Genomic DNA, 19,340 nt, shown 5'->3' with positions numbered 1-19,340 from the left:
CGCGGCGCCGCCCCTCGGCGGTTTGCACAGCTCCGGGGCCGGGTAGCGGGACCGGAGGGCACCGGACGAGGCGAGGAGTGGGCGATGAGGACGCTGGGCGGGCGGTACGAGCTCGAACAGCGAGCCGGCCTGGGCGGCATGTCGGAGGTGTGGCGCGCGCACGACCGCGTGCTGGACCGGACCGTCGCGGTGAAGCTCATCTCCCCCGCGCTCGACGGCGACGCCGGTTCGGTGGACCGGATCCGGGCCGAGGCACGCTCGGCGGCGCGGCTGGTGCACCCGAACGTCGCCAGCGTGCACGACTTCGGCACCGCGACGCTGCCGGACGGGCGGCCGGTGCCGTACATCGTGATGGAGCTGGCCGAGGGCGAGACGCTCGCCGCGCACCTGCGCGGCGGGCCGCTGGACTGGCGGATTGCGGTACGGGTCTGCGCCGAGGTGTGCGCCGCGCTGGCCGCCGCGCACGCGCACGGCATCGTGCACCGGGACGTGAAGCCCGCGAACGTGATCCTCACCCCGTGCGGGGTGAAGGTGCTCGACTTCGGCATCGCCACCCCGGCCGGCGCACCGGACCACACTCCGGACGGCGTGGTGGTGGGCACCCCGGCGTACCTGGCGCCGGAGCAGCTCGACCGGCAGCCGGCCACCCCGGCGGCCGACATGTACGCGCTCGGCGTGCTGCTGTACTACTGCCTGACCGGCGAGTTGCCGTACGAGGCCGGCAGCACCACCCAGCTGCTCGGGTCGCGCCGCCGCCGGCCGCCCCGCCCCCTGCCCGAGGTGCCCGGTCTGCCGGGCGAGGTGGCCGAGCTGTGCCGGCGCTGCCTCGACGCCGACCCGTGCGCCAGGCCGACCAGCCCGATGGCGGCGCTGCTGCTGGCCGAGGCGGTGGACGCCCGGGTCTACGTGCCGATGACCGCGGCGCTGCCCCGGCAGCGGGAACCGCAGGTGTCGCCGTGGACAAGCCGGGCCGCCGCCGAGGCCACCGAGGCGATGGTCGTCGACGCCGCGACCAGCGGCCGGGTCGGCTGAGCGCTCCTACTGCCCACCCGGGCACGGTTTCGCCGCTGCGGGTCCGGGAACGCGGTCCGGTGAGTGACGGGAGGAACGCGATGCCGGATCCGAGTTCCTGGCTGGCCGAGACGGCCACGGCGACCGCGGCGGGCGGTCACGTACGCACCGACGACGGCGGGCTCTCCTCCGCCCTGGCGTCCCCGCTGGCGCCGCACTGCACCGGCCTGACGCCGGAGCAGCTCCTGGCCGCGGCGTTCGCCTCCTGCCTGCACCACGCGGCGGTGGAGGCGGCCGGGGAGATCACGGACGAGGCGCACACCGTGCAGGTGACCGCCGAGGCGAAGCTGGGCCGCGACGACGACGGCCGCTACCGGGCCGACGTGCACGCCGAGATCTCCTCGGCGGGACTGACCCGGGATCAGCTGGCCGACCTTGTCGCGTACGCCGATCGGTTGTGGCCGTTCTCCAGCGGCGACCCGAGCCGGCACCGGCTCACCGTGACCCCGGCGGAGAACGGCCGGCACTGAGCGTTCACCAGCGGAAGCCGGCGGTCACCGCGCGGTGGTCGCTGTCCGGGGTGCGCAGCACCCCGGCGGTGGTCGGCGTGAGTCCCCGGTAGAGGACGTGGTCCGGGCGGGTGACCGGTAGCTCCGCCGGCCAGGTGAAGCCGAATCCCTGCCCGGCCTCGGCCTGCGCGTCGCCGAGCAGCCGGGTCAGCGGGTCGAAGACGCGGTCGGTGGTGGCGGTGTTCAGGTCGCCGAGCACCACCAGCCGGTCGGCCGGGTCGGCGCGCACGGCGTCGGCCAGCGCGGCGACGGTCTGGTCCCGGGTGGCGGTGTGCCCGGCCCGCGCGGAGCCGAGGTGGACCACGTACACGGTCAGGTCACCCCGGGGCGCGGCGACGACGGCCCGCAGCGCGCGGTCCCAGCCCAGCCCGGTGTCCACGCCGTGTGCCTCGCGGATCGGCCACCGGCTCCACAGCGCGACTGTCGACACGGCCGCCCGGTGCGGGTAGCGCTCGGCCAGCACCGGCGCCACCCGGCCACCGTCGGCGACCTCCTGGAGCCCGATCAGGTCCGGGGCGTCGCCGGTGAGCGCACCGACGGTGGCGGCCGGGTCGGGGTTGCTCACGCGCAGGTTCTGGCTGACCACCCGGACCGTGGCGCCGTCCGCGCCGGCGGCCGGGGGCAGCCAGGCGCGTCCGTACAGCCCGGCCCAGATCAGGGCCGGCAGCAGGACCGCCAGCAGCGCGGGCCGGGAGCGGCGCAGCAGCGCCGCCAGCGCGAGCACCGGTACGGCGATCCCGAGCAGCGGGTTGACGCTGTCCACCAGGCTGCCCAGGCCGTGGACGTTGGGCACCAGCCGGTGTCCGGCGAGCAGCAGCGCGAGCAGCACGGCGCAGACGACGACGAGCGTGCCGCGCCGGCTGCGGGGGCCGCTCGGGCGCTCGTCGACCATCCGCTCCGTCACCGTGGGAATCGTATCGAGCGCCCGGGCCGCCGCGCGGCGGCCTCACCATGATCCACAGGGCGCAGGCGCGGACCGTCCGATCGCGCGGCGTCGATCCCTGCCGGTCGGTGGACCGACGCCGCGCGCAGGCCGTCCGAACAGGGCACCCTCCGCCGAACGGAGGAACCGGGGGTGCGCCGCCGCCGGATCGGCCGAGCGTCCGTTTCGCACCGCCGAAACCGACATAGGCATTCTTCCGGGTACGAGGCGTTAGCGGTTTTCATGATCCAGCACCCCTAATGCGGACCGCGAATCCGGCGGATTGTGGCGCATGCCACCAATCACCCCGATGGCAAAGGCCCGGAAGCTCTCTAGCCTCGGCGGGTGCATCCCGACGACTCCGATCATCAGCCGTTGCCCGCCAACCGCCCGGTTCGCCGAACGATTGACCCGGCATCAGCCGAACGGAGAGTGGGGCGTCACCGCGCCCCGGAACCGCCGCGACGCGGCCCGGCCCGGACCGTACCCGGCCGGATCGCTGTCGCCACCGGTGTCACCTGCTGCCTCGGCCTGATCGGCGTGGCAGGCGTCGGCGAGACCGGCCCGGCGCACCTGGAGGTACGCGAGGCCGTCGCCGACCGGGCCGCCACCGACCAGCGCGCCTCCCGCGACTTCACCCGGATCGCGCCGCCCGCCGCCGCGGCCGTGCCGCCGCCCGCCCCCACACCCAGCGCCACCCCGGCGACGAGGAAGCCGCCGCGCAAGCCCGTGCCGCCCAAGCGCCCCCGGCCGGTCGCCGGCCTGGACCAGCGGCAGATGGACAACGCCAAGGCCATCGTCGACGTGGGGCGGGAGATGAAGATGCCCCGCCGGGCGCTGGTCGTCGCCGTCGCCACCGCCATGCAGGAGAGCGACCTCTACAACCTGGCCAGCGACGTACTGCCGGAGTCCTTCGACCACCCGCACCAGGGCAGCGGCTCCGACCACGACTCGGTCGGGCTGTTCCAGCAGCGGCCCAGCAGCGGCTGGGGCACCGTCGCCCAGCTCATGCGTCCCGCGTACGCGGCCCGGGCCTTCTACGCGGCGCTGCGCGAGGTACCCGGCTGGGAGGACATGAGCGTCACCGCCGCGGCCCAGGCGGTGCAGGTGTCCGCCTACCCCGACGCGTACGCCCGGCACGAGAGGCGCGCTACGACCGTGGTGGCGGCGCTGGTCTGACCGGCGCGGGTCACGCGGCGCTGCGCCCGGTGCCACCGGGCCGCACGCCCGCCGCGGCGGTGGGGGTGTCCACCGCCACCCGATCGCCCCGCGCGCCGGCCAGGATCTCGTCGACCCGGGACTCCCGGCGTCGGCGCGCCAGCAGGGCCGCCTCGAACTCGCGGCGGGCCCGCACGGCCTCGGCGTACGCCTCCTCCCGCAACCGGCGGGCCTCCTCGCGGGCGGCCTCCAGCTCGGCGCGGGCCTGCGCCAGCAGCTCGGCGGCCTCCCGTTCGGCGACCGGCGGGCGGGACGTGCCGCCCTCGACCGGGGCGGTACGGCGATGCAGGAAGTCGCACAGGTGCAGGGCGTCCGACCGGATCTGGTCCCACTCCCGGCCGGCCCCGGCGGCGCCCTCCGCACGCGCCGCCAGCCGCCTCAGCCGCAGGCTCAGCTCGTCCAGGCAGGCGTCCACCTGACGCCTGTCATAGCCGGTCTCCACCACCGAGAACCTCATGCGTCGCCCCCCAGGCAGCCGGTGTGCGTCCCCACCAGCCGATCCTGCGGTCCGGACGCTCCCGGGCGCGGCCGTTCCCACAAAATGTGCAGGATGCGGGGGCCCGGACTTCCCGCCCCTACTGGTGCTTCGGGAGCACGACCACCCGTCCGAAGAACTCGTCGATCCGGCGTACCACGTCGTTGAAGTCGTCCAGGTCGATCGGCTTCGTCACGTACGCGTTGGCCTGCAGCGTGTAGCTGCTGACCACGTCGGTGTCGGCGTTGGAGGTGGTGAGCACGACGATCGGGATGGTCCGCAGGCTCTCGTCACCCTTGACCTCGCCGAGCACCTGCCGCCCGTCCATCCGGGGCATGTTCAGGTCGAGCAGGATCACGTCCGGGCGCTGCGCCTCGGTGTGCCGGCCCTCGCGGCGGAGGAACTCCATCGCCTCCTGGCCGTCGGCGACCACGTCGATGACCTTGTCGACGTCGGACTCGGCGAGCGCCTCCTCGATCATCAGGACGTCGCCCGGGTCGTCGTCCACCACCAGGATGCGAACGGGGCTGGGACTGGTCTGACCCATGGGTTTACCTGTTTCTCGGTGAGGAGGGCGTCCGGCCGCACGGCCGGCTGCTGGCGGGGAAATGTATCGGATCAGGAGGCGGCCGGCGCGGTCGGGTCGACGGTGTCGCGGTCGAGGTGGAGCACCTCGGCCAGCCCGGTCACCTGGAGCACCCGGGCGACCCGGCCGGTCGCCCCGGTGAGCCGCAGCCAGCCGCCGTCGGCGGCGACGAGGTTGTCCCCCCGGACGAACGCCGCGATGCCGGTGGAGTCGCAGAACGTCAGTTCGGTGAGATCGAGCAGCAGCTCGCGGTGCCCCTCGGCGATCAGCCGGTCGATCGCCGAGTTCAGCTCTCCGGCCGTGCCGAGGTCGAGCTCGCCGGCCAGCCGGAGGCGGGCGCCGCCCCCGTCCCGCTGGGCGTACGTGACGGTGAACGTCACAGTGGCCCCCCTCGCTCCCACCACAGGAAAACACTTGCAGTGGTGCAAGTATATGCGACGGCCGCACCGGCGCCCGTCAGCGGCCCGCCGCCGACAGCCCGCCCACCAGAGCGCGGCCCCGGTCGAGGAAGGCAGCCGCGCGCGGGAAGTCCCGCAGATGCTGTCCATAGTGCTCCAGCGTCAGCCCGACCGCGCCCGCCGGCACCCCACGGCTGACCAGGATCTCCACCAGCCACTCGACGAACCCGGTGAACAGCGTCGCGTCGTCCACGTAGAGCGCGGCGGCCAGGAAGTCCACGATGTAGCCGAGGTCGCTGATCGTGGAGTCGAGCTGCGCGGGCGTGTAGTCCGCGGTCGACGGCACCCGCTCCCGCAGGTCGGCCAGGGCGCTGTCGATCAGCTCGCCGCGCCGCTTGACCAGGCTGGCGTACTCGTCGTCGGCCAGGTGGTCCAGCCGCGCGGGCGGCGCCTCGCGCAACGCCCGCTCGTCGGCCACCAGGTCCGCCGCGGCCGGCGCGTCGGGCGCCCACGGCATGCCGAGCACGCGGGCCCAGCGGCCGTCGTCGCCGAATCCCCGGCCACCGACCACCACCGGCACGTCGGAGCGGCGGCACGCCTCCACCATCCGGTGGGCGTGCGGCAGCCGCATCGGCAGCGCGCAGGCCAGCGCCACCGCCTCCGCGTCGTAGCGGTGCAGGTAGGACACCAGGTGCGCGGCCGGGACGCTGGCGCCGAGGAAGACCACCTGCCAGCCGCGCAGCCGCAGCACCTCGGCCACCAGCCGGGCCGGCAGCGCGTGCCACTCGCCGTCCATGCAGGCCATCACGATCCGCCCGCGGGTCGGGCGGGGATCGGCGTACGCGGCCACCGCCGCCACCACCCGCTCGCTGATGTGGGTGGCGGCGTGCTCCTGGGCGACGCTCCACTCGTTGCGGGCCCAGCGTTCACCCACCTCGGCCTGGGCCGGGGCGACCAGGTCCAGCAGCACCCGCTCGGCCGGTACGCCCGCCTCCAGCAGCCCCCGGGCCACCGCCACGGCGGCGGACTCGTCGGCGTCGGCCAGGCACTCCAGGTAGCGGGGGAAGGCGTGGCCCGGGTCGGCCTCGACGGTCGGCACGGTCACGCGGACAACTCCCTCGTCGGTTCGGTCACGGCCGGGTCCGGCACCGCGTGCAGGTGCCGCGGCGCCCGCCCGGCCGGGCCGGTGGCGCGCAGCGCCAGCACCGCGATGTCGTCGTGGTCGCCGTGCGCGAGCCAGTCGCAGGTCACCTGCTCGACCCGCTCGGCGAGCGCCGGCGCGGGCATCCGGTGGCAGCCGGTCACCGCGTGGAGCAGCCGCTCGGGGCCGAACTGCTCGTCGCCGCGCCGGCCGCCGCGCGCCTCGGTCACCCCGTCGCTGTAGAACAGGCAGGTCTCCCCCGGCGCCAGGTGCACCGTCACCTCGCCGATGCGGGGATCGGGCACCACGCCGATCAGCATGCCGCGCAACGGCACCACCTCGACCTCGCCGGACTCCCGCAGCACCAGCGGCGGCAGGTGCCCGCCGCCGGCCAGGGTCAGCGTCAGGCCGCCGTCACGGTGCGGCCGGGACACGCCGAGCACCAGGGTGGCGAAGCGGCCCTGCCCGTGCGCCTGCGTGGTCTCCAGCAACGCGTCGTTGAGCAGCTTCAGCAGCCGGCCCGGCTGCGTCTCCACCCGGTGCAGCGCCTGCAGGCACTGGCGGAGCTGGCCGGTGAACACGGCCGCCTCCACACCCTTGCCGGACACGTCACCGAGGAAGAAGACCGAGCCGCCGTCGGCGAGCCGGTGCGAGCCGTAGAAGTCACCGCCGATGCGCAGCCCGGCCTGCGCCGGCCGGTACGCGGTGCCCCACTGCACGCCCGTCGCGGCGGCCGGCTCGACCGGCAGCAGGCTGGCCTGCAACGTGTCGGCGACCTCGGCCTGGTCGCGGTAGAGCATCGCGGTGGTCAGCGCCGCGCCGGCCCGGGCCGCGAACGCGCGGACCAGGTCCACGTCGGCCTCGTCGTACCAGCGGTCGGCGCGCCGGGCCACCAGCAGCGCACCGGCAGGCGCCTCCCGGCCGGGCAGCGGCACCACCCGTGCGGTGGCGCCCGAGGCGTCCAGGCCGGGCAGCCAGCCCGCGTCGGCGGCCTGTTCGACCAGCCAGTCCAGCGCGTGCGGCTCGGTGCCGGCCAGACCGGCTTCGATCGCCGCGGGCAGCGCCGTGGCGGGCAGCACCCCGCTGTCCACCACCGGCGGCCGGTCGTCCGCGCGTACCGCCCGCCACCAGCGGACCCGGCCGGAGCGGGGGGCGAGGACCAGGACCGCCACGTCGGCCGCCGTCGGCACGGCCAGGCGCACCACCGCGGCGGCGGCCCGGTCCGGGTGCAGGGGGTTGCCGAGCTTCTCGCCGACCACAGCGAGGAACGCCGAGCGGGCCCGCTCGGCCAGCAGCGCGTCGGCCCGGCTGACGATCTCGGTGACGTCGTCGACGTACCAGCAGCGCCCGCGGTGGGACAGTGCGACCGGGCGTACGCGCAGCCGCCGCCCGCGGTGGGTGAACTCGGCCGGCCCGTCGCCGCGCAGCGGGGCCGGACCCGCGGCGGCCAGCAGCTCGCCGGGCGTCACCTCGGGGATCAGGCGCTCCGCGACCGGGCTCACGTGCTGGACGACACCGTCGGCGTCGCACACGACCAGGCCCTCACGGAAGTGCTCGACCACCTCGGACCAGTTCGGGACGGTGAGGTCGCGGTCGGCGGCCAGCGGCGGCAGGGCGGGCGGCACGGGCGCGGCGGCGGAACACGCCGGAGCCCGTGCGGCGCTCGGCGTGGAGATCCGTCCGTCGCCCGGGTCGGCACCCCTGACGTCGGCAGCAGTCACCAGCTGAGCCCCACTCTCCTCGTCGACACCCGGAGGCGCCGGAGCCGGCGCCTGTGGTCACGTCTCACCGCCCACCCTACGCCGGTACGCCGGGACCGCCACCCCACGGCGCGGGCGCCCGGCTCGCGCGTCCAGCGAGGTGATGCCGCTGTTGTTACGATCCTGTCATCCCGGCCCGACCGGCACCCCCGCGGAAAGGCGTGACGTGGTTCCTCAACGGAGAAGGCCCGAGGCGAGCCCGCTGAGCATCTCCGTGGATCGTTCCGACCCGGCCGTTCCGGTGGTGGTCGTCGGCGGCGACCTGGCGTACGCCACGGCGGCCCCGCTACGCGCCGAGATCGACCGGCTGCTCGCCGCGCGTCCGGTGACGCTGGTGTTCGACTTCGGCGACCTGCAGTTCATGGACAGCACCGGCCTGTCCGTGATCGTGCACGCCTGGCGGGAGGGCCAGCAGGCCGGCACCGCCATCGAGCTACGCGCGGTCCCCCGGTTCCTGGAGACCATCCTCGACCTGACCGGCGTCACCGGTCTGCTCGACCGCTCGCCGGTCGACGACGCGCCGGGCCTCTCCGCGCCGGATTCGACCGCGTCCGCGTGACCCCGGGGGTTTCCCGCCCGGGCCCGGCTGGGAACATGGGAACGTGCCCTCCCAGATGTTGACCATCGAGGTGGACCGGCTCGACGCCGGTTCCGCCCGGGTGCGGCTGGCCGGAGAGCTTGACTTCGACACCGCGCCGGAACTCGTCGACGCCGTGGCCGACCTGCGCCGCGACGGTCACCAGGAGCTGGAACTCGACTTCGCCGGGGTGGACCTCTGTGACTCCTCCGGCCTGAGCGCGCTCGTGGTGATCCACCGGGCCGGCACCGGGGCGATCCGCCTGTTCAACCTGAACCCGCAGATCAGGCACCTGCTGGACCGCACCGGCCTGGCCGAACTGCTCGCCACCCCGCCGCGCGACCTGACCGGCGGGGTCCGCGAGGCCGGCTGACCCGGCCCAGACCCGCCAGGCGGGCTGAGCGACAGGCGGACAGGGGTGGCCCCCGACCCTGGGACCAGGGGCCGGGGGCCGGGAGGATGGCTCAGGCGGCAGGCTCGGCCTGCCGGTGCCGCGTCTCGTCGCGCGACTGCCCCGCGAGCGGAGGCTCGACGTCCTCCGGCGCGCCGGAATCAGGCGTCTGGAACAGATAACGGACGAAGTCCCCACTCATGTCGTCGTCGTCCGCGCCGGGCCACTGCCCCACACAGTCGACACCGACCACCTCGCGTCCGCTGCCGTCGTGGTGTTCCAGCAGCGCCCACAGGGTCACCGGGTAGGAGCGGGTGTCGTCCGGGCCGATGCGCCAACGGGCGTACCAGCCGGGACGGGCGGGGACGATCTCCACGATCCGTTTCATGTCGACCTGCCCTTCCGCGTGCGTCGGAAGTTGTCCGGTCCGTCCGAGCCTGCCGCCCGCCGGGGTGAGCACTCCTCACCCGCAGCGAATGAAGCGTCCGGCCGGGCGGTCCGCCGTTACCTTCCCGGCAGCGCCGGGAACGCGGTCGGCGCAAGCGCAACCGACCCAGGAACGAGGTGCGACGATGCGCAAGCAGATGGAGGGCGACAACCAGCGCCGCCGGGCCCTGGCCCGCGAGGCCCGCGAACGAGGGCTGCGGCCGAGCCAGACCGGCGCCAGCCTGAGCGCGTCCAAGCAGGTCACGTCGTTGGACCAGCACGACCGGTCCGGCCCGCCGCCGGCCGGACGGCACAAGCCGGACACCACCCGGGGCGGTCCCGCGCCGCCACCGGTCGCCGTCGCGGAGCAGCAGCGCCCGCTGCCGGACCCGACGCCGTCACCCGGGGTCTCGATGGGCTACCGGGATCTCGTCGACGACGTGAGCCGGCGCGCCGGGGTGGACTTCACCACGGCCAAGGTCGCGGCGGAGGGCACCGTGCTGGCCCTGGCCCGGGCGCTGGACGAGGCGGAACGGGAGCGGCTGCTGGAGGCGGTGCCGCTGACCCTGCACGACGTGGTGCCGGTGTACGGCCTGGAACGCCGCCGCGACCTGCCCGGCTTCCTGGCCGAGGTGGGCCGGTACAGCCGCCTCACCCCGGAGCAGGCCCGCTATCAGGCCGAGGCGACGCTCGCCGCGCTCGCCGAGGCCGACGCGGACCTGGTCGAGTCGCTGCGCGTACCGGACGAGTTGCGTGACCTGCTCGGGCCGACCGACTTCGGCGGCGGCCTGGTGGGCGCGTCCTCGGCCACCGCGCCGCTGACCGAGGCGGAGCTGCGCGACGCGCTCGCGACGCTGCCCTACTGGTCCAGCGACAGGCGCTCGCTCGTGCGCACGATCGAGCTGCCCGGCGGCAACCTGGACCGGGTGCTCGACCGGCTGGACCGGCTCAAGTCCGACGTCGGACGGTCGCCGCAGATCGGGCGGCCGGACCCGGACAACGCCGTGCTGACGGTCCGGACCCAGCAGGTCGACGGCGTGACGGCAGCGGACGTGGACCTCGCGCACCGGGTGGACGCGGCAGTCGACGAGGCCGGCGCCGGGATGGCGGCCGGCTGACCCGGCGGCGGAACGGCCCCGGTCCCACGCGGGCCGGGGCCACCCGTGTCCGCGCGGTACCGTGTCCCGCCGTGGATCACGACGACACCGAGACCCTGGAGATCGTGGTGGACCCGGCCCGCCCGTCCGGGCGCACGCTGCTGGCCGACGGGGTCGAGCAGTCGTACGTGGACGTGGCCGACGCCCGGTACCTGCACTTCGAGTACGTGCGGCGGATCGCCGCCGCGATCGACCTGGCCGCCCCGCGCGGGGTGGCGCTGACCGCCCTGCACCTGGGCGGCGGCGCGCTCACGCTGCCGCGCTGGCTCGCGAGCACCCGGCCCGGCTCGGCGCAGCGGGTGATCGAGCGCGATCCGGGCGTGGTCGAGCTGGTCCGGCGGAGGCTGCCGCGGCTGCCGCCGGAGGTGGTGGTGGCGCTCGGCGACGCCCGGGAGGCGGTCGCCGAGGAGCCGCCCGGGGCGTACGACGTGGTGGTGGCCGACGTGTACCGGGCCGCCCGGATGCCGCCGCAGGTGGCGGCGGTCGAGTTCGCGGCGCAGGTGGCCCGGGTGCTGCGCCCGGACGGCCTCTACCTGATCAACCTCACGGACCTGCCGCCGCTGGCGCACACCCGGGCGCAGGTGGCGACGCTGCGGGCGGTGTTCGCCGACGTCTGCCTGGTCGCCGACCGGCGGATGCTGCGCGGGCGCCGCTACGGCAACGTGGTGCTCGCCGCCACGCCCACGGCGGGCCGGATCCCGGTGATCCGGCTCGCCACCCGCGTCGCCGCCGACCCGGTGCCCGGAACGGTGCTGCACGGCGCGACGCTCGACGCGTTCGCCGCGGGCGCCCACCCGGTCACCGACGCCGACCTGGGCTGAGCCGGGTTTTCGTACCCCCAGCGCGGGTAGCCGCGCCGGATGAGCGCCGCCGACGATCGGTCCATCGCGCGCCGGACGCTGATCGTGATCGGTCTGGTCCTCGCCACCGGGGTCGGGCTGGCGCTGGTCTGGGCCACCCGCCGGGTGCTGGTGTGGGGGCTGGTGGCGGTGTTCTTCGCGGTCGCCCTCAAACCGCTCGTGGACCGTCTCGAACGCCGGGTACGCCGCCGCGCCCTCGCCACGCTGCTGGTGTTCCTGGCCGCGTTCGCGCTGTTATCCGCCGTCGCCGCGCTGATCGTGGTGCCGCTGGTGGACGAGGTGGGCCGGTTCGCCGACCGGGCGCCGGACCTCGTACGCGAGGCGCAGGCCGGGCAGGGGCCGCTCGGGCGGCTGCTGGACCGCTTCCACCTGCTCCGGTACGCCGAACCCGGCCAGCTCCGCCGGTACGGCGCCCGGCTCGGCGACCCGACGGTCGGGGTGGTCCGCAGCGTGGCCCAGGCGGTCGCCGCGGTTGTCACCGTGGTGGTGCTGGCGTACCTGATGGTCCTGGAGGCACCGAAGATCGTGGCTGCGACGCTGCGGCTCACCGGCGACGGCGCGGCGGCGCGGCTGCGGCGCATCGGGCGCGACTCGTCCCGGATCGTCACCGGCTACCTGAGCGGCAACCTGCTGATCAGCGTGATCTGCGGCGGTCTGACGTTCGTCGTGCTGTTCCTGCTCGGTGTGCCGTTCGCCGCGGTGATCGCCCTGACGGTCGCCGTGTTCGACCTGATCCCGCTCGTCGGCGCCACGCTCGGCGCGCTCGCCGCGGCCGGCGCGGCGTTCCTGCACTCCCCCACCGCCGGCCTCGTCGTGCTTGTCTTCTTCGTGGTCTACCAGCAGGTGGAGAACCATCTGCTGCAACCGGTCATCATGGGCCGCGCAGTCCGGTTGAACCCGTTGACGGTGCTGGTCAGCGTGCTGCTGTCGGTCGAGCTGGCCGGGCTGGTGGGGGCGCTGCTGGCGATCCCGGCCGCCGGCATCGTGCAGGTGCTGCTGCGCGAGTTCGCGCCGGCCGGGCGGCAGGCCCTGCCGCAGCCCGCCGACGGCGATCCGGCGGGTTCCCGTCACCCGCCGGCCGGCGGGTGACGGACCGGCCGGCGGGTGGTCGAGGCTCAGCGGCGGCGGGCCAGCTCCGGTGACTCGCTCTCCAGCGGCACCGCGTTCGCCGGGACCAGCCCGAGCTGCACGGCGGGCCGGGGCAGAGTCGCGTCCAGCGCCCAGTCCGCCGCGACCCGCGGCCGGTTACCGGGCATGGCGAGCAGGTGGTAACCGCGGGTGACGGCCTTGGCGGGCAGCCCGGCGAGCGGCACCTTGAGCGGGTTCGCCGCCGCGTCCTTGCCGCCCAGGTCCACCACCCAGCCCAGGTCGTGGTGCTTGTACGACTTGCGCACGCCCTGCCCGTACGAGGCGGCGATGTTGTGCGCGGCCAGCTTGCCCTGCCGCTGGGCGTGCTGCGCGGTCATCGCGCACACCTGCCCGGGGCGGGTCGGGTCGGGCACGGCGGCGGCGTCGCCGCAGGCGAACACCTCCGGGTAGCCGGGGATGTTGAGGAACTCGTCGACCACCAGCCGGCCCTTCTCGGTGCGCAGCCCCAGCTCGGCCACGAACGGGTCGGGGCGTACGCCGACGCACCAGATGAGGCTGCACGTCGGGACGTACTCGCCGTCGGTGAGCATCACCCCGTCCGGGGTGGCCTCGGCGACCGAGGTGCCCATCCGCACGTCCACGCCGCGTTTGCGCAGCACCCGGTCGGCGGTGACCGACATCCGCCGGTCCAGTTCGGGCAGCACCCGGGGCGCCACGTCCAGCAGCATCCAGCGCGGCCGGACCTTCAGGTGCGGGCGCTGGGCCATCAGCCGATCGGTGAACAGCTGCCCGTGCGCGGCCACCTCGGTGCCGGTGTAGCCGGCGCCGACCACCACGAACGTGGCGCGGGCCCGCTGCTCGGCCGGGTCGTCGGTCAGCTCGGCCAGCTCCACCTGCCGGACCACGTGGTCGTGCAGGAACAGCGCTTCGGGCAGGCCGCGGAAGCCGTGGGCGTACTCGGTCACGCCGGGGATCGGCAGCAGCTTGTTGACGCTGCCGACGCTGAGCACGAGGCGGTCGTACGCGAGCTGCCCGTGGTCGCCCTCGATCGAGCGGTAGCCGACCCACCGGTTCTGCAGGTCGACCCGGTCCGCCTCGCCGACCACCACACGGACGCCGTCGAGCGTGCCGGCGAGCGGCACGGCGATCCGGGTCGGCTCCACCACACCGGCCGCCACCTCGGGCAGCAGCGGCAGGTAGAGGAAGTAGTCGGTCGTGTTCAGCAGGACGATCTCGGCCCGGTCGCGGGCCAGTCGGCGCAACGTCTTGGCCGCGTGGTACCCGGCGAACCCGGCCCCCACGATCACCACCCGTGGTTTCGTCATGCCTGCTGCCGTTCCCGGGCAGACCTGCGACAAACGTGCCCATGGTCCATCCATCGGCGGCTATATGGACATTCCTCGTGATCGGCGCGAGGATGCCGGGATGGGAAACCACGAGACCGCCGGGGGTCGGCCCACGAGGTCCAGCCGGCGTACCTTCCTCACCGCCTCCGCGGCGGCCACCGCCGCCGCCGTCGCCACCCCGCTCACCGCCGCCCCGGCCGCCGCCGCGACCGGCGCTCCCCCGGGCCCCGGCCGTCCGGCACGCCCGCAGCGGCCCGGCCGCGAGCTGACCGCGCTGCTGCGCGAGATCGACAGCCGCCGGATCGAGGCCGTCGTGCGCCGGCTCGCCGCGTTCGGCACCCGCCACACCCTGTCCAGCCAGACCGATCCGGTACGCGGCATCGGCGCCGCCCGCGACTGGATCCACGCCCAGCTCTCCGGGTACGCGGCCGCGTCCGGCGGCCGAATGAGCGTCGAACTGCAGTCGTACGTGCAGCAACCCGCCTCCCGCATCCCCGTCCCCACCACCATCACCAACGTGGTGGCGACCCTGCGCGGCGACGTCACGCCCGAGCGGGTGTACGTCATCACCGGCCACTACGACTCCCGGGCCACCGACGTGATGGACGCGGTCAGCGACGCACCGGGCGCCGACGACGACGCCTCCGGCGTGGCGGTGGTGATGGAGCTGGCCCGGGTGCTGTCCACCCGCCGCACCGAGGCCACCATCGTGCTCGCCGCCGTCGCCGCCGAGGAGCAGGGACTGTACGGGTCGGCGTACCTGGCCGCGCAGTTGAAGGCGGCCGGCGCCGACATCCAAGGGATGTTCAGCAACGACATCGTCGGCTCCAGCACCGCCGACGACGGCACCCGCGACCCGCGTACCGTGCGGTTGTTCGCCGAGGGCGTGCCGACCGCCGAGACCCCGGCCGAGGCGAGCGTGCGGCAGTCCGTCGGCGGCGAGAACGACTCCCCGTCCCGGCAGGTCGCCCGGTTCGTCACCGACGTGGCCGAGAACTCCGCCACCGGCATGGACGTACGCGTCATCTACCGGCGGGACCGCTACCTGCGCGGCAGCGACCACATCTCGTTCCTGCGCGAGGGCTGGCCGGCCGGCCGGTTCACCGAGCCGAACGAGGACTTCGCCCACCAGCACCAGGATGTGCGGGTCGTCGACGGCGTGCAGTACGGCGACCTGCCCGAGTTCTGCGACTTCGGCTACATCACCCGGGTGGCGCGGGTGAACGCCGCGACGCTGTGGTCACTGGCCCAGGCGCCGGGCACACCCAAGGGCGTCACCGTGGTGACCACGAACCTGACGAACGACACCACGCTGCGGTGGCAGCGCGGGCCCGAGCCGGACCTGGCCGGGTACGAGGTGGTGTGGCGGGAGACCACCGCCGACCGGTGGCAGAAGGTGCTGCCGGTCGGCGACGTCACCGAGGTGACCATCGACCTGTCCAAGGACAACGTGTTCTTCGGCGTACGGGCGGTGGACCGGGACGGGCACCGCAGCCCGGTCGCCTTCCCGAAGCCCGGCAGCTGAGGCCGCCGGTCACCGCCCCGGCGCCGGTTCCGCCCGATCCGGCGCCGGTGCGGTGATCGCCCAGCGTTCGTGGTCGCGCCACGCGCCGTCGATGAACAGGTAGTCCGGGGAGAACCCCTCCAGCCGGAAGCCGAGCCGGCGCGCCAGCCGCTTCGACGGCTCGTTGCCGGGCTGGATGTTCGCCTCCAGCCGGTGCAGACCGAGCGGCCCGAACGCGTACTCGATCACCAGCCGCACCCCGGCCGAGGCGTGCCCGGTACCCGCGTACGGGCGGAACGCCGCGTATCCGAGGTAACCGCCGCGCAGCGCGCCCAGCACGATGCCGCTGATGTTCGCGTATCCGGCGATGTCCCCGGTGGCCCGGTCGCAGAGCAGGAACCCGGCGCCGTCCCGCCCCCGGATCTTGCGCAGGTACGCCGCGTACCGCTGCGCGTCGTCGGGCGCGGAGAGCCACGGATGGTGCAGGTCGCGGCTGCGCCGGGCGGCGGCGACGAACTCCGCCTCGTCGGCGGGTCGGGGACGGCGGATGGCGACGCGTCCGTCGCTGCGCAGATATCGCACAGCGCCACTCTCCGCCACCGCGTCCATCCCACCCCACCCGGGGTGCACTCCCCGCCGCCACCCCGAGCCCTTCGTAGATCTTGGTAGGAAACGGCCCCTATGCGGGCCCCTGTCGTACCAAGATCCCTGGGGCATCCGACACCCACGCGATCTTGCACTTGATGCCCGGGAGATGTCGGCTTTGCGGGGGATCACCGAGGACCAAAATGCAAGATCGCGCGGTGATGCGGTCCGGCCGGGTGACGGCGTGACGGGTTTGGTGTGCGGTGTCCGGTTCGTTGCGGGGGCCTTGCGGGGGCTGTGGTCGGTGCCATCGTCAGCATGGAATCGGTGGCGGGCGCGGGGCGTTGTACATGGCTGACCGCCCAGGCACGAGCGCCGGACACACCGGCCCGCCCGGCACCCACGGCAGGTCAGGGAATCGGCCCGGCCCGGTCGTCGTTACATCCTCGAGCGACGAGCACCCCCGGCCGTCCCCGGGAATGACCCCGGACCGCCGGTCGTTACATCCCCGAGCCGCGGAGCAGGCCCCGCCGGGTCGCCCGCGCGCCAGCCCACTCGACGGGCACCCCCAAGACTTCCCCCCTCGTGCGGCATCCCCCTTCGCCGCGTGATCCCCCGACTTCAGGGAGGCAACCATCATGGCTACCACTCTGCTGCGTAAGACCGTTCTGACCGCTGCCGGTATCGCCGCCACCGCCGGAGGTATCGCCGGCCCCGCGATCGCCGCCCACGCCGCCCCCACCACCGGCACCAGCGTGGTGGCCGACCGCAAGGGCCACGGCGAGCGGGAACTCGACGTCCGCTACGAGGCCCAGCCCAACTTCTACTTCTGCGGCCCCGCCGCCGCCCGCAACGCCCTGAGCGTGCAGGGCAAGAACATCGACGTGCACGCCATGGCCAAGGAGATGGGCACCACCGAGGCCGGCACCAACAGCATCAACGACATCACCCCCGTGCTGAACAAGGAGACCGGCGCCAAGGACGCCTACAAGTCGGTCGAGATCAGCACCCCCAAGGCCGACGACAAGCAGACCGACACCCTCCGCGCTGACGTGGTCAAGACCGTCGACGCCGGCCGGGCCGTGGTCGCCAACATCGCCGGCACCGCCACCGACACCGACGGCACCACCCACTCCTTCGAAGGCGGCCACTACATCAGCGTCATCGGCTACCGCGACAACGGTGAGACCGTCACCATCGCCGACAGCGCCGACCCCAACACCGCCACCTACCGGATGAGCATCGACAACCTCGCCGACTGGATCGCCACCCGCGGCTACAGCACCAGCTGACCACCCGCCGCACCGATGGCTGCAGAGCAAGAACATGAGCACGCGGAAGGGCCCGACCCCCACCACGAGGGGCCGGGCCCTTCCGCGTGCCGTCAGGACTCGGCGAGTACGGCCAGGATCGCCTCGCCGTACTTGGCGAGCTTGTTCTCGCCGACCCCGTTGACCCGGGACAACTCGGCCAGCGAGGCGGGCGGCTCGGCGGCGATCTGCCGCAGGGTCGCGTCGTGGAAGATGACGTACGCCGGGACGCCCTGCTCCTTGGCGGTGGCCGCGCGCCACGCGCGGAGCCGCTCGAAGACGGGCGCGGCGGCGGGGGAGAGGTCGGCGACCACAGTGGCCGCGCCCCGCGGCTTGGCGGACCGGCCGGCCGCCGGGCGCTCCGGCTCCTTGCGCAGCGTCACGGTACGGCGGCGCCCGAGCACGTCCGCGCTGGCCTCGGTCAGCGCCAGCGTGCCGTAGTCGCCCTCGACCGCGAGCAGCCCCTCGGCGAGGAGCTGCCGCACCACCCCACGCCACTCCGCCTCGCGCAGCTCGGTGCCGATGCCGAACGTGCTCAGCGCGTCGTGGCCGTACTGGTCGATCTTGTCGGTGTGCTTGCCGAGCAGGATGTCGATGCTGTGACCGGCGCCGAACCGCTGGTTGCGCTCGCGGTCGAGCCGGAAGACGGTGGACAGCAGCTTCTGCGCGGCGACGGTGCCGTCCCAGGACTCCGGCGGTTCGAGGCAGGTGTCGCAGTTGCCGCAGTCGGCCACGCCGGTCTCGCCGAAGTATTCGAGCAGTTGGGAGCGGCGGCAGCGGACCGTCTCGCAGAGCGCCAGCATGGCGTCCAGGTGGGCGGCGAGGTTGCGCCGGTGCGCCAGGTCGCCCTCCGACGTCTCGATCATCTTGCGCTGCTGGACCACGTCCTGGAGTCCGTACGCCAGCCAGGCCGTGGACGGCAGCCCGTCGCGCCCGGCGCGGCCGGTCTCCTGGTAGTAGCCCTCCACCGACTTCGGCAGGTCGAGGTGGGCGACGAAGCGTACGTCGGGCTTGTCGATGCCCATCCCGAACGCGATGGTGGCGACCATGACCAGACCGTCCTCGCGCAGGAAGCGCTGCTGGTTGGCGGCGCGGGTCGAGGCGTCCAGCCCGGCGTGGTACGGCAGCGCGGGGATGCCGTTGGCGACCAGGAACTCGGCGGTCTTCTCCACCGAGGCCCGGGACAGGCAGTAGACGATGCCGGCGTCGCCGGGGTGCTCGTCGCGCAGCAGGCTCAGCAACTGGCGGCGCGGCTCCCGCTTGGGCACGATCCGGTACTGGATGTTGGGCCGGTCGAAGCTTGCGACGAAGTGCCGGGCCTCGGTGAGCCGCAGCCGGGTGGCGATCTCGGTGCGCGTGGCCTGGGTCGCGGTGGCGGTCAGCGCGATTCGCGGTACGTCCGGCCAGCGCTCGTGCAGCATCGACAGGTTGAGGTAGTCGGGGCGGAAGTCGTGCCCCCACTGCGACACGCAGTGTGCCTCGTCGATCGCGAACAGCGCGATCCGGCCGCGTTCCAGCAGGCCCAGCGTGGACCGCACGGCGAGCCCTTCCGGGGCGAGATAGAGCAGGTCCAGCTCACCGGCGAGGTAGGCCGCCTCGACCCGGCGCCGCTGCGCGGGATCCTGGGTCGAGTTGAGGAACCCGGCCCGGACGCCGACCGCTGTGAGCGCGTCGACCTGGTCCTGCATGAGCGCGATGAGCGGCGAGACGACCACCGCCACGCCGTCGCGGACCAGCGCGGGGATCTGGTAGCACAGCGACTTGCCGCCACCGGTGGGCATCAGCACCAGCGCGTCGCCGCCGGCCACCACGTGTTCGACGACCTCCTGCTGGAAGCCGCGGAAGGCGTCGTACCCGAAGACCCGGCGCAACACGTCGAGCGCGTCGCCGGTCGGTGCGGAGCCGGCCGGTGCGGAGGTGGTCCGCTCGTCGGTGGGGGAGACCATCCGCGCAGTCTACGAGCGTCCCCCGACAGCGCCCGCCCGGCGAGCCGTTCCGGGGGCGGCGACATGTTC

At 74.3% G+C, this 19,340-nt stretch carries 20 protein-coding genes; 10 read left to right on the top strand and 10 right to left on the bottom strand.

The genetic code is table 11. The features are described from left to right. Positions 1–84: 84 nt before the first annotated feature. Together NMK34_RS14635 and NMK34_RS14630 are read left to right on the top strand one after the other, a co-directional pair. Positions 85–1,032 carry a serine/threonine-protein kinase gene (locus NMK34_RS14635; RefSeq protein WP_318333860.1) on the top strand — a complete coding sequence of 316 codons (948 nt, stop codon included), beginning with the start codon at positions 85–87 and terminating at the stop codon, positions 1,030–1,032. A gap of 80 nt (positions 1,033–1,112) precedes the next feature. After that, positions 1,113–1,541, top strand: a complete 429-nt coding sequence (locus NMK34_RS14630; RefSeq protein WP_013285994.1) for an OsmC family protein — start codon at positions 1,113–1,115, stop codon at positions 1,539–1,541. Positions 1,542–1,545: 4 nt separating this feature from the next. Here the strand turns inward: NMK34_RS14630 and NMK34_RS14625 are convergent, their stop codons facing one another. After that, positions 1,546–2,484 carry an endonuclease/exonuclease/phosphatase family protein gene (locus NMK34_RS14625; RefSeq protein ID WP_318333859.1) on the bottom strand — a complete coding sequence of 313 codons (939 nt, stop codon included), beginning with the start codon at positions 2,482–2,484 and terminating at the stop codon, positions 1,546–1,548. Positions 2,485–2,847: 363 nt separating this feature from the next. On the opposite strand from NMK34_RS14625, the gene NMK34_RS14620 reads away from it, so the two are divergent. Beyond that, on the top strand, positions 2,848–3,681 hold the full coding sequence (locus tag NMK34_RS14620; RefSeq protein WP_412098879.1) for a hypothetical protein: 834 nt from the start codon (positions 2,848–2,850) through the stop codon (positions 3,679–3,681). A 10-nt stretch (positions 3,682–3,691) separates the two neighbouring features. Here the strand turns inward: NMK34_RS14620 and NMK34_RS14615 are convergent, their stop codons facing one another. The 5 genes from NMK34_RS14615 to NMK34_RS14595 form a co-directional block, all read right to left on the bottom strand. After that, a complete protein-coding gene (locus NMK34_RS14615) occupies positions 3,692–4,177 on the bottom strand; it encodes an ATPase (protein WP_318333857.1) in 486 nt (161 codons plus the stop codon). Positions 4,178–4,295: 118 nt separating this feature from the next. Beyond that, positions 4,296–4,742 (bottom strand): response regulator, encoded by a 447-nt coding sequence (locus tag NMK34_RS14610; RefSeq protein ID WP_318333856.1) that lies wholly within the window; start codon positions 4,740–4,742, stop codon positions 4,296–4,298. A 71-nt stretch (positions 4,743–4,813) separates the two neighbouring features. Beyond that, positions 4,814–5,161: an STAS domain-containing protein gene (locus NMK34_RS14605; RefSeq protein WP_318333855.1), complete on the bottom strand. Its 348-nt coding sequence runs from the start codon at positions 5,159–5,161 to the stop codon at positions 4,814–4,816. Positions 5,162–5,237: 76 nt separating this feature from the next. Beyond that, the gene (locus tag NMK34_RS14600; RefSeq protein ID WP_318333854.1) at positions 5,238–6,284 is read right to left on the bottom strand and encodes a B12-binding domain-containing protein; all 1,047 of its coding nucleotides are present in this window, start codon (positions 6,282–6,284) and stop codon (positions 5,238–5,240) included. Continuing rightward, complete coding sequence (locus tag NMK34_RS14595; RefSeq protein ID WP_318333853.1) at positions 6,281–8,041, bottom strand: PP2C family protein-serine/threonine phosphatase; 1,761 nt, start codon at positions 8,039–8,041, stop codon at positions 6,281–6,283. The genes NMK34_RS14600 and NMK34_RS14595 overlap by 4 nt, the downstream gene beginning before the upstream one ends. A 253-nt stretch (positions 8,042–8,294) precedes the next feature. Here NMK34_RS14595 and NMK34_RS14590 point away from each other — a divergent pair, with 253 nt between their 5' ends. Both NMK34_RS14590 and NMK34_RS14585 read left to right on the top strand, forming a co-directional pair. Continuing rightward, on the top strand, positions 8,295–8,639 hold the full coding sequence (locus NMK34_RS14590) for an STAS domain-containing protein (protein WP_318333852.1): 345 nt from the start codon (positions 8,295–8,297) through the stop codon (positions 8,637–8,639). 43 nt (positions 8,640–8,682) lie between these two features. Next, on the top strand, positions 8,683–9,030 hold the full coding sequence (locus NMK34_RS14585) for an STAS domain-containing protein (protein WP_318333851.1): 348 nt from the start codon (positions 8,683–8,685) through the stop codon (positions 9,028–9,030). 91 nt (positions 9,031–9,121) lie between these two features. On the opposite strand, the gene NMK34_RS14580 is transcribed toward NMK34_RS14585, so the two are convergent. After that, positions 9,122–9,436: a hypothetical protein gene (locus NMK34_RS14580; protein ID WP_194801686.1), complete on the bottom strand. Its 315-nt coding sequence runs from the start codon at positions 9,434–9,436 to the stop codon at positions 9,122–9,124. Between the two features lie 184 nt (positions 9,437–9,620). Between NMK34_RS14580 and NMK34_RS14575 the strand changes: the two genes are divergently transcribed. The 3 genes from NMK34_RS14575 (at position 9,621) to NMK34_RS14565 (ending at position 12,580) form a co-directional block, all read left to right on the top strand. Then, a complete protein-coding gene (locus NMK34_RS14575; protein WP_318333850.1) occupies positions 9,621–10,592 on the top strand; it encodes a DUF2267 domain-containing protein in 972 nt (323 codons plus the stop codon). 71 nt (positions 10,593–10,663) lie between these two features. Further along, positions 10,664–11,452, top strand: coding sequence for a fused MFS/spermidine synthase (locus NMK34_RS14570; RefSeq protein ID WP_318333849.1), 789 nt, complete (start codon positions 10,664–10,666; stop codon positions 11,450–11,452). Positions 11,453–11,491: 39 nt separating this feature from the next. Continuing rightward, positions 11,492–12,580, top strand: a complete 1,089-nt coding sequence (locus tag NMK34_RS14565; protein ID WP_318333848.1) for an AI-2E family transporter — start codon at positions 11,492–11,494, stop codon at positions 12,578–12,580. Positions 12,581–12,606: 26 nt separating this feature from the next. On the opposite strand, the gene NMK34_RS14560 is transcribed toward NMK34_RS14565, so the two are convergent. Then, positions 12,607–13,905 carry an NAD(P)/FAD-dependent oxidoreductase gene (locus NMK34_RS14560; protein ID WP_318333847.1) on the bottom strand — a complete coding sequence of 433 codons (1,299 nt, stop codon included), beginning with the start codon at positions 13,903–13,905 and terminating at the stop codon, positions 12,607–12,609. A 100-nt stretch (positions 13,906–14,005) separates the two neighbouring features. On the opposite strand from NMK34_RS14560, the gene NMK34_RS14555 reads away from it, so the two are divergent. Beyond that, positions 14,006–15,451 carry a M20/M25/M40 family metallo-hydrolase gene (locus NMK34_RS14555; protein WP_318333846.1) on the top strand — a complete coding sequence of 482 codons (1,446 nt, stop codon included), beginning with the start codon at positions 14,006–14,008 and terminating at the stop codon, positions 15,449–15,451. 9 nt (positions 15,452–15,460) lie between these two features. Here NMK34_RS14555 and NMK34_RS14550 read toward each other — a convergent pair whose 3' ends face one another. Next, positions 15,461–16,012 carry a GNAT family protein gene (locus tag NMK34_RS14550; RefSeq protein WP_318333845.1) on the bottom strand — a complete coding sequence of 184 codons (552 nt, stop codon included), beginning with the start codon at positions 16,010–16,012 and terminating at the stop codon, positions 15,461–15,463. 641 nt (positions 16,013–16,653) lie between these two features. Between NMK34_RS14550 and NMK34_RS14545 the strand changes: the two genes are divergently transcribed. Further along, on the top strand, positions 16,654–17,307 hold the full coding sequence (locus tag NMK34_RS14545) for a C39 family peptidase (RefSeq protein ID WP_318333844.1): 654 nt from the start codon (positions 16,654–16,656) through the stop codon (positions 17,305–17,307). 92 nt (positions 17,308–17,399) lie between these two features. On the opposite strand, the gene recQ is transcribed toward NMK34_RS14545, so the two are convergent. After that, on the bottom strand, positions 17,400–19,271 hold the full coding sequence (recQ, locus tag NMK34_RS14540) for a DNA helicase RecQ (RefSeq protein ID WP_318333843.1): 1,872 nt from the start codon (positions 19,269–19,271) through the stop codon (positions 17,400–17,402). Positions 19,272–19,340 lie beyond the last annotated feature (69 nt).

The organism is Micromonospora sp. BRA006-A (genome assembly GCF_033433935.1).
Taxonomy (GTDB): Bacteria; Actinomycetota; Actinomycetes; order Mycobacteriales; family Micromonosporaceae; genus Micromonospora; species Micromonospora aurantiaca.
Note: the sequence above shows the minus strand (reverse complement) of the source record. Positions and strands in the feature narration are given on the sequence as shown.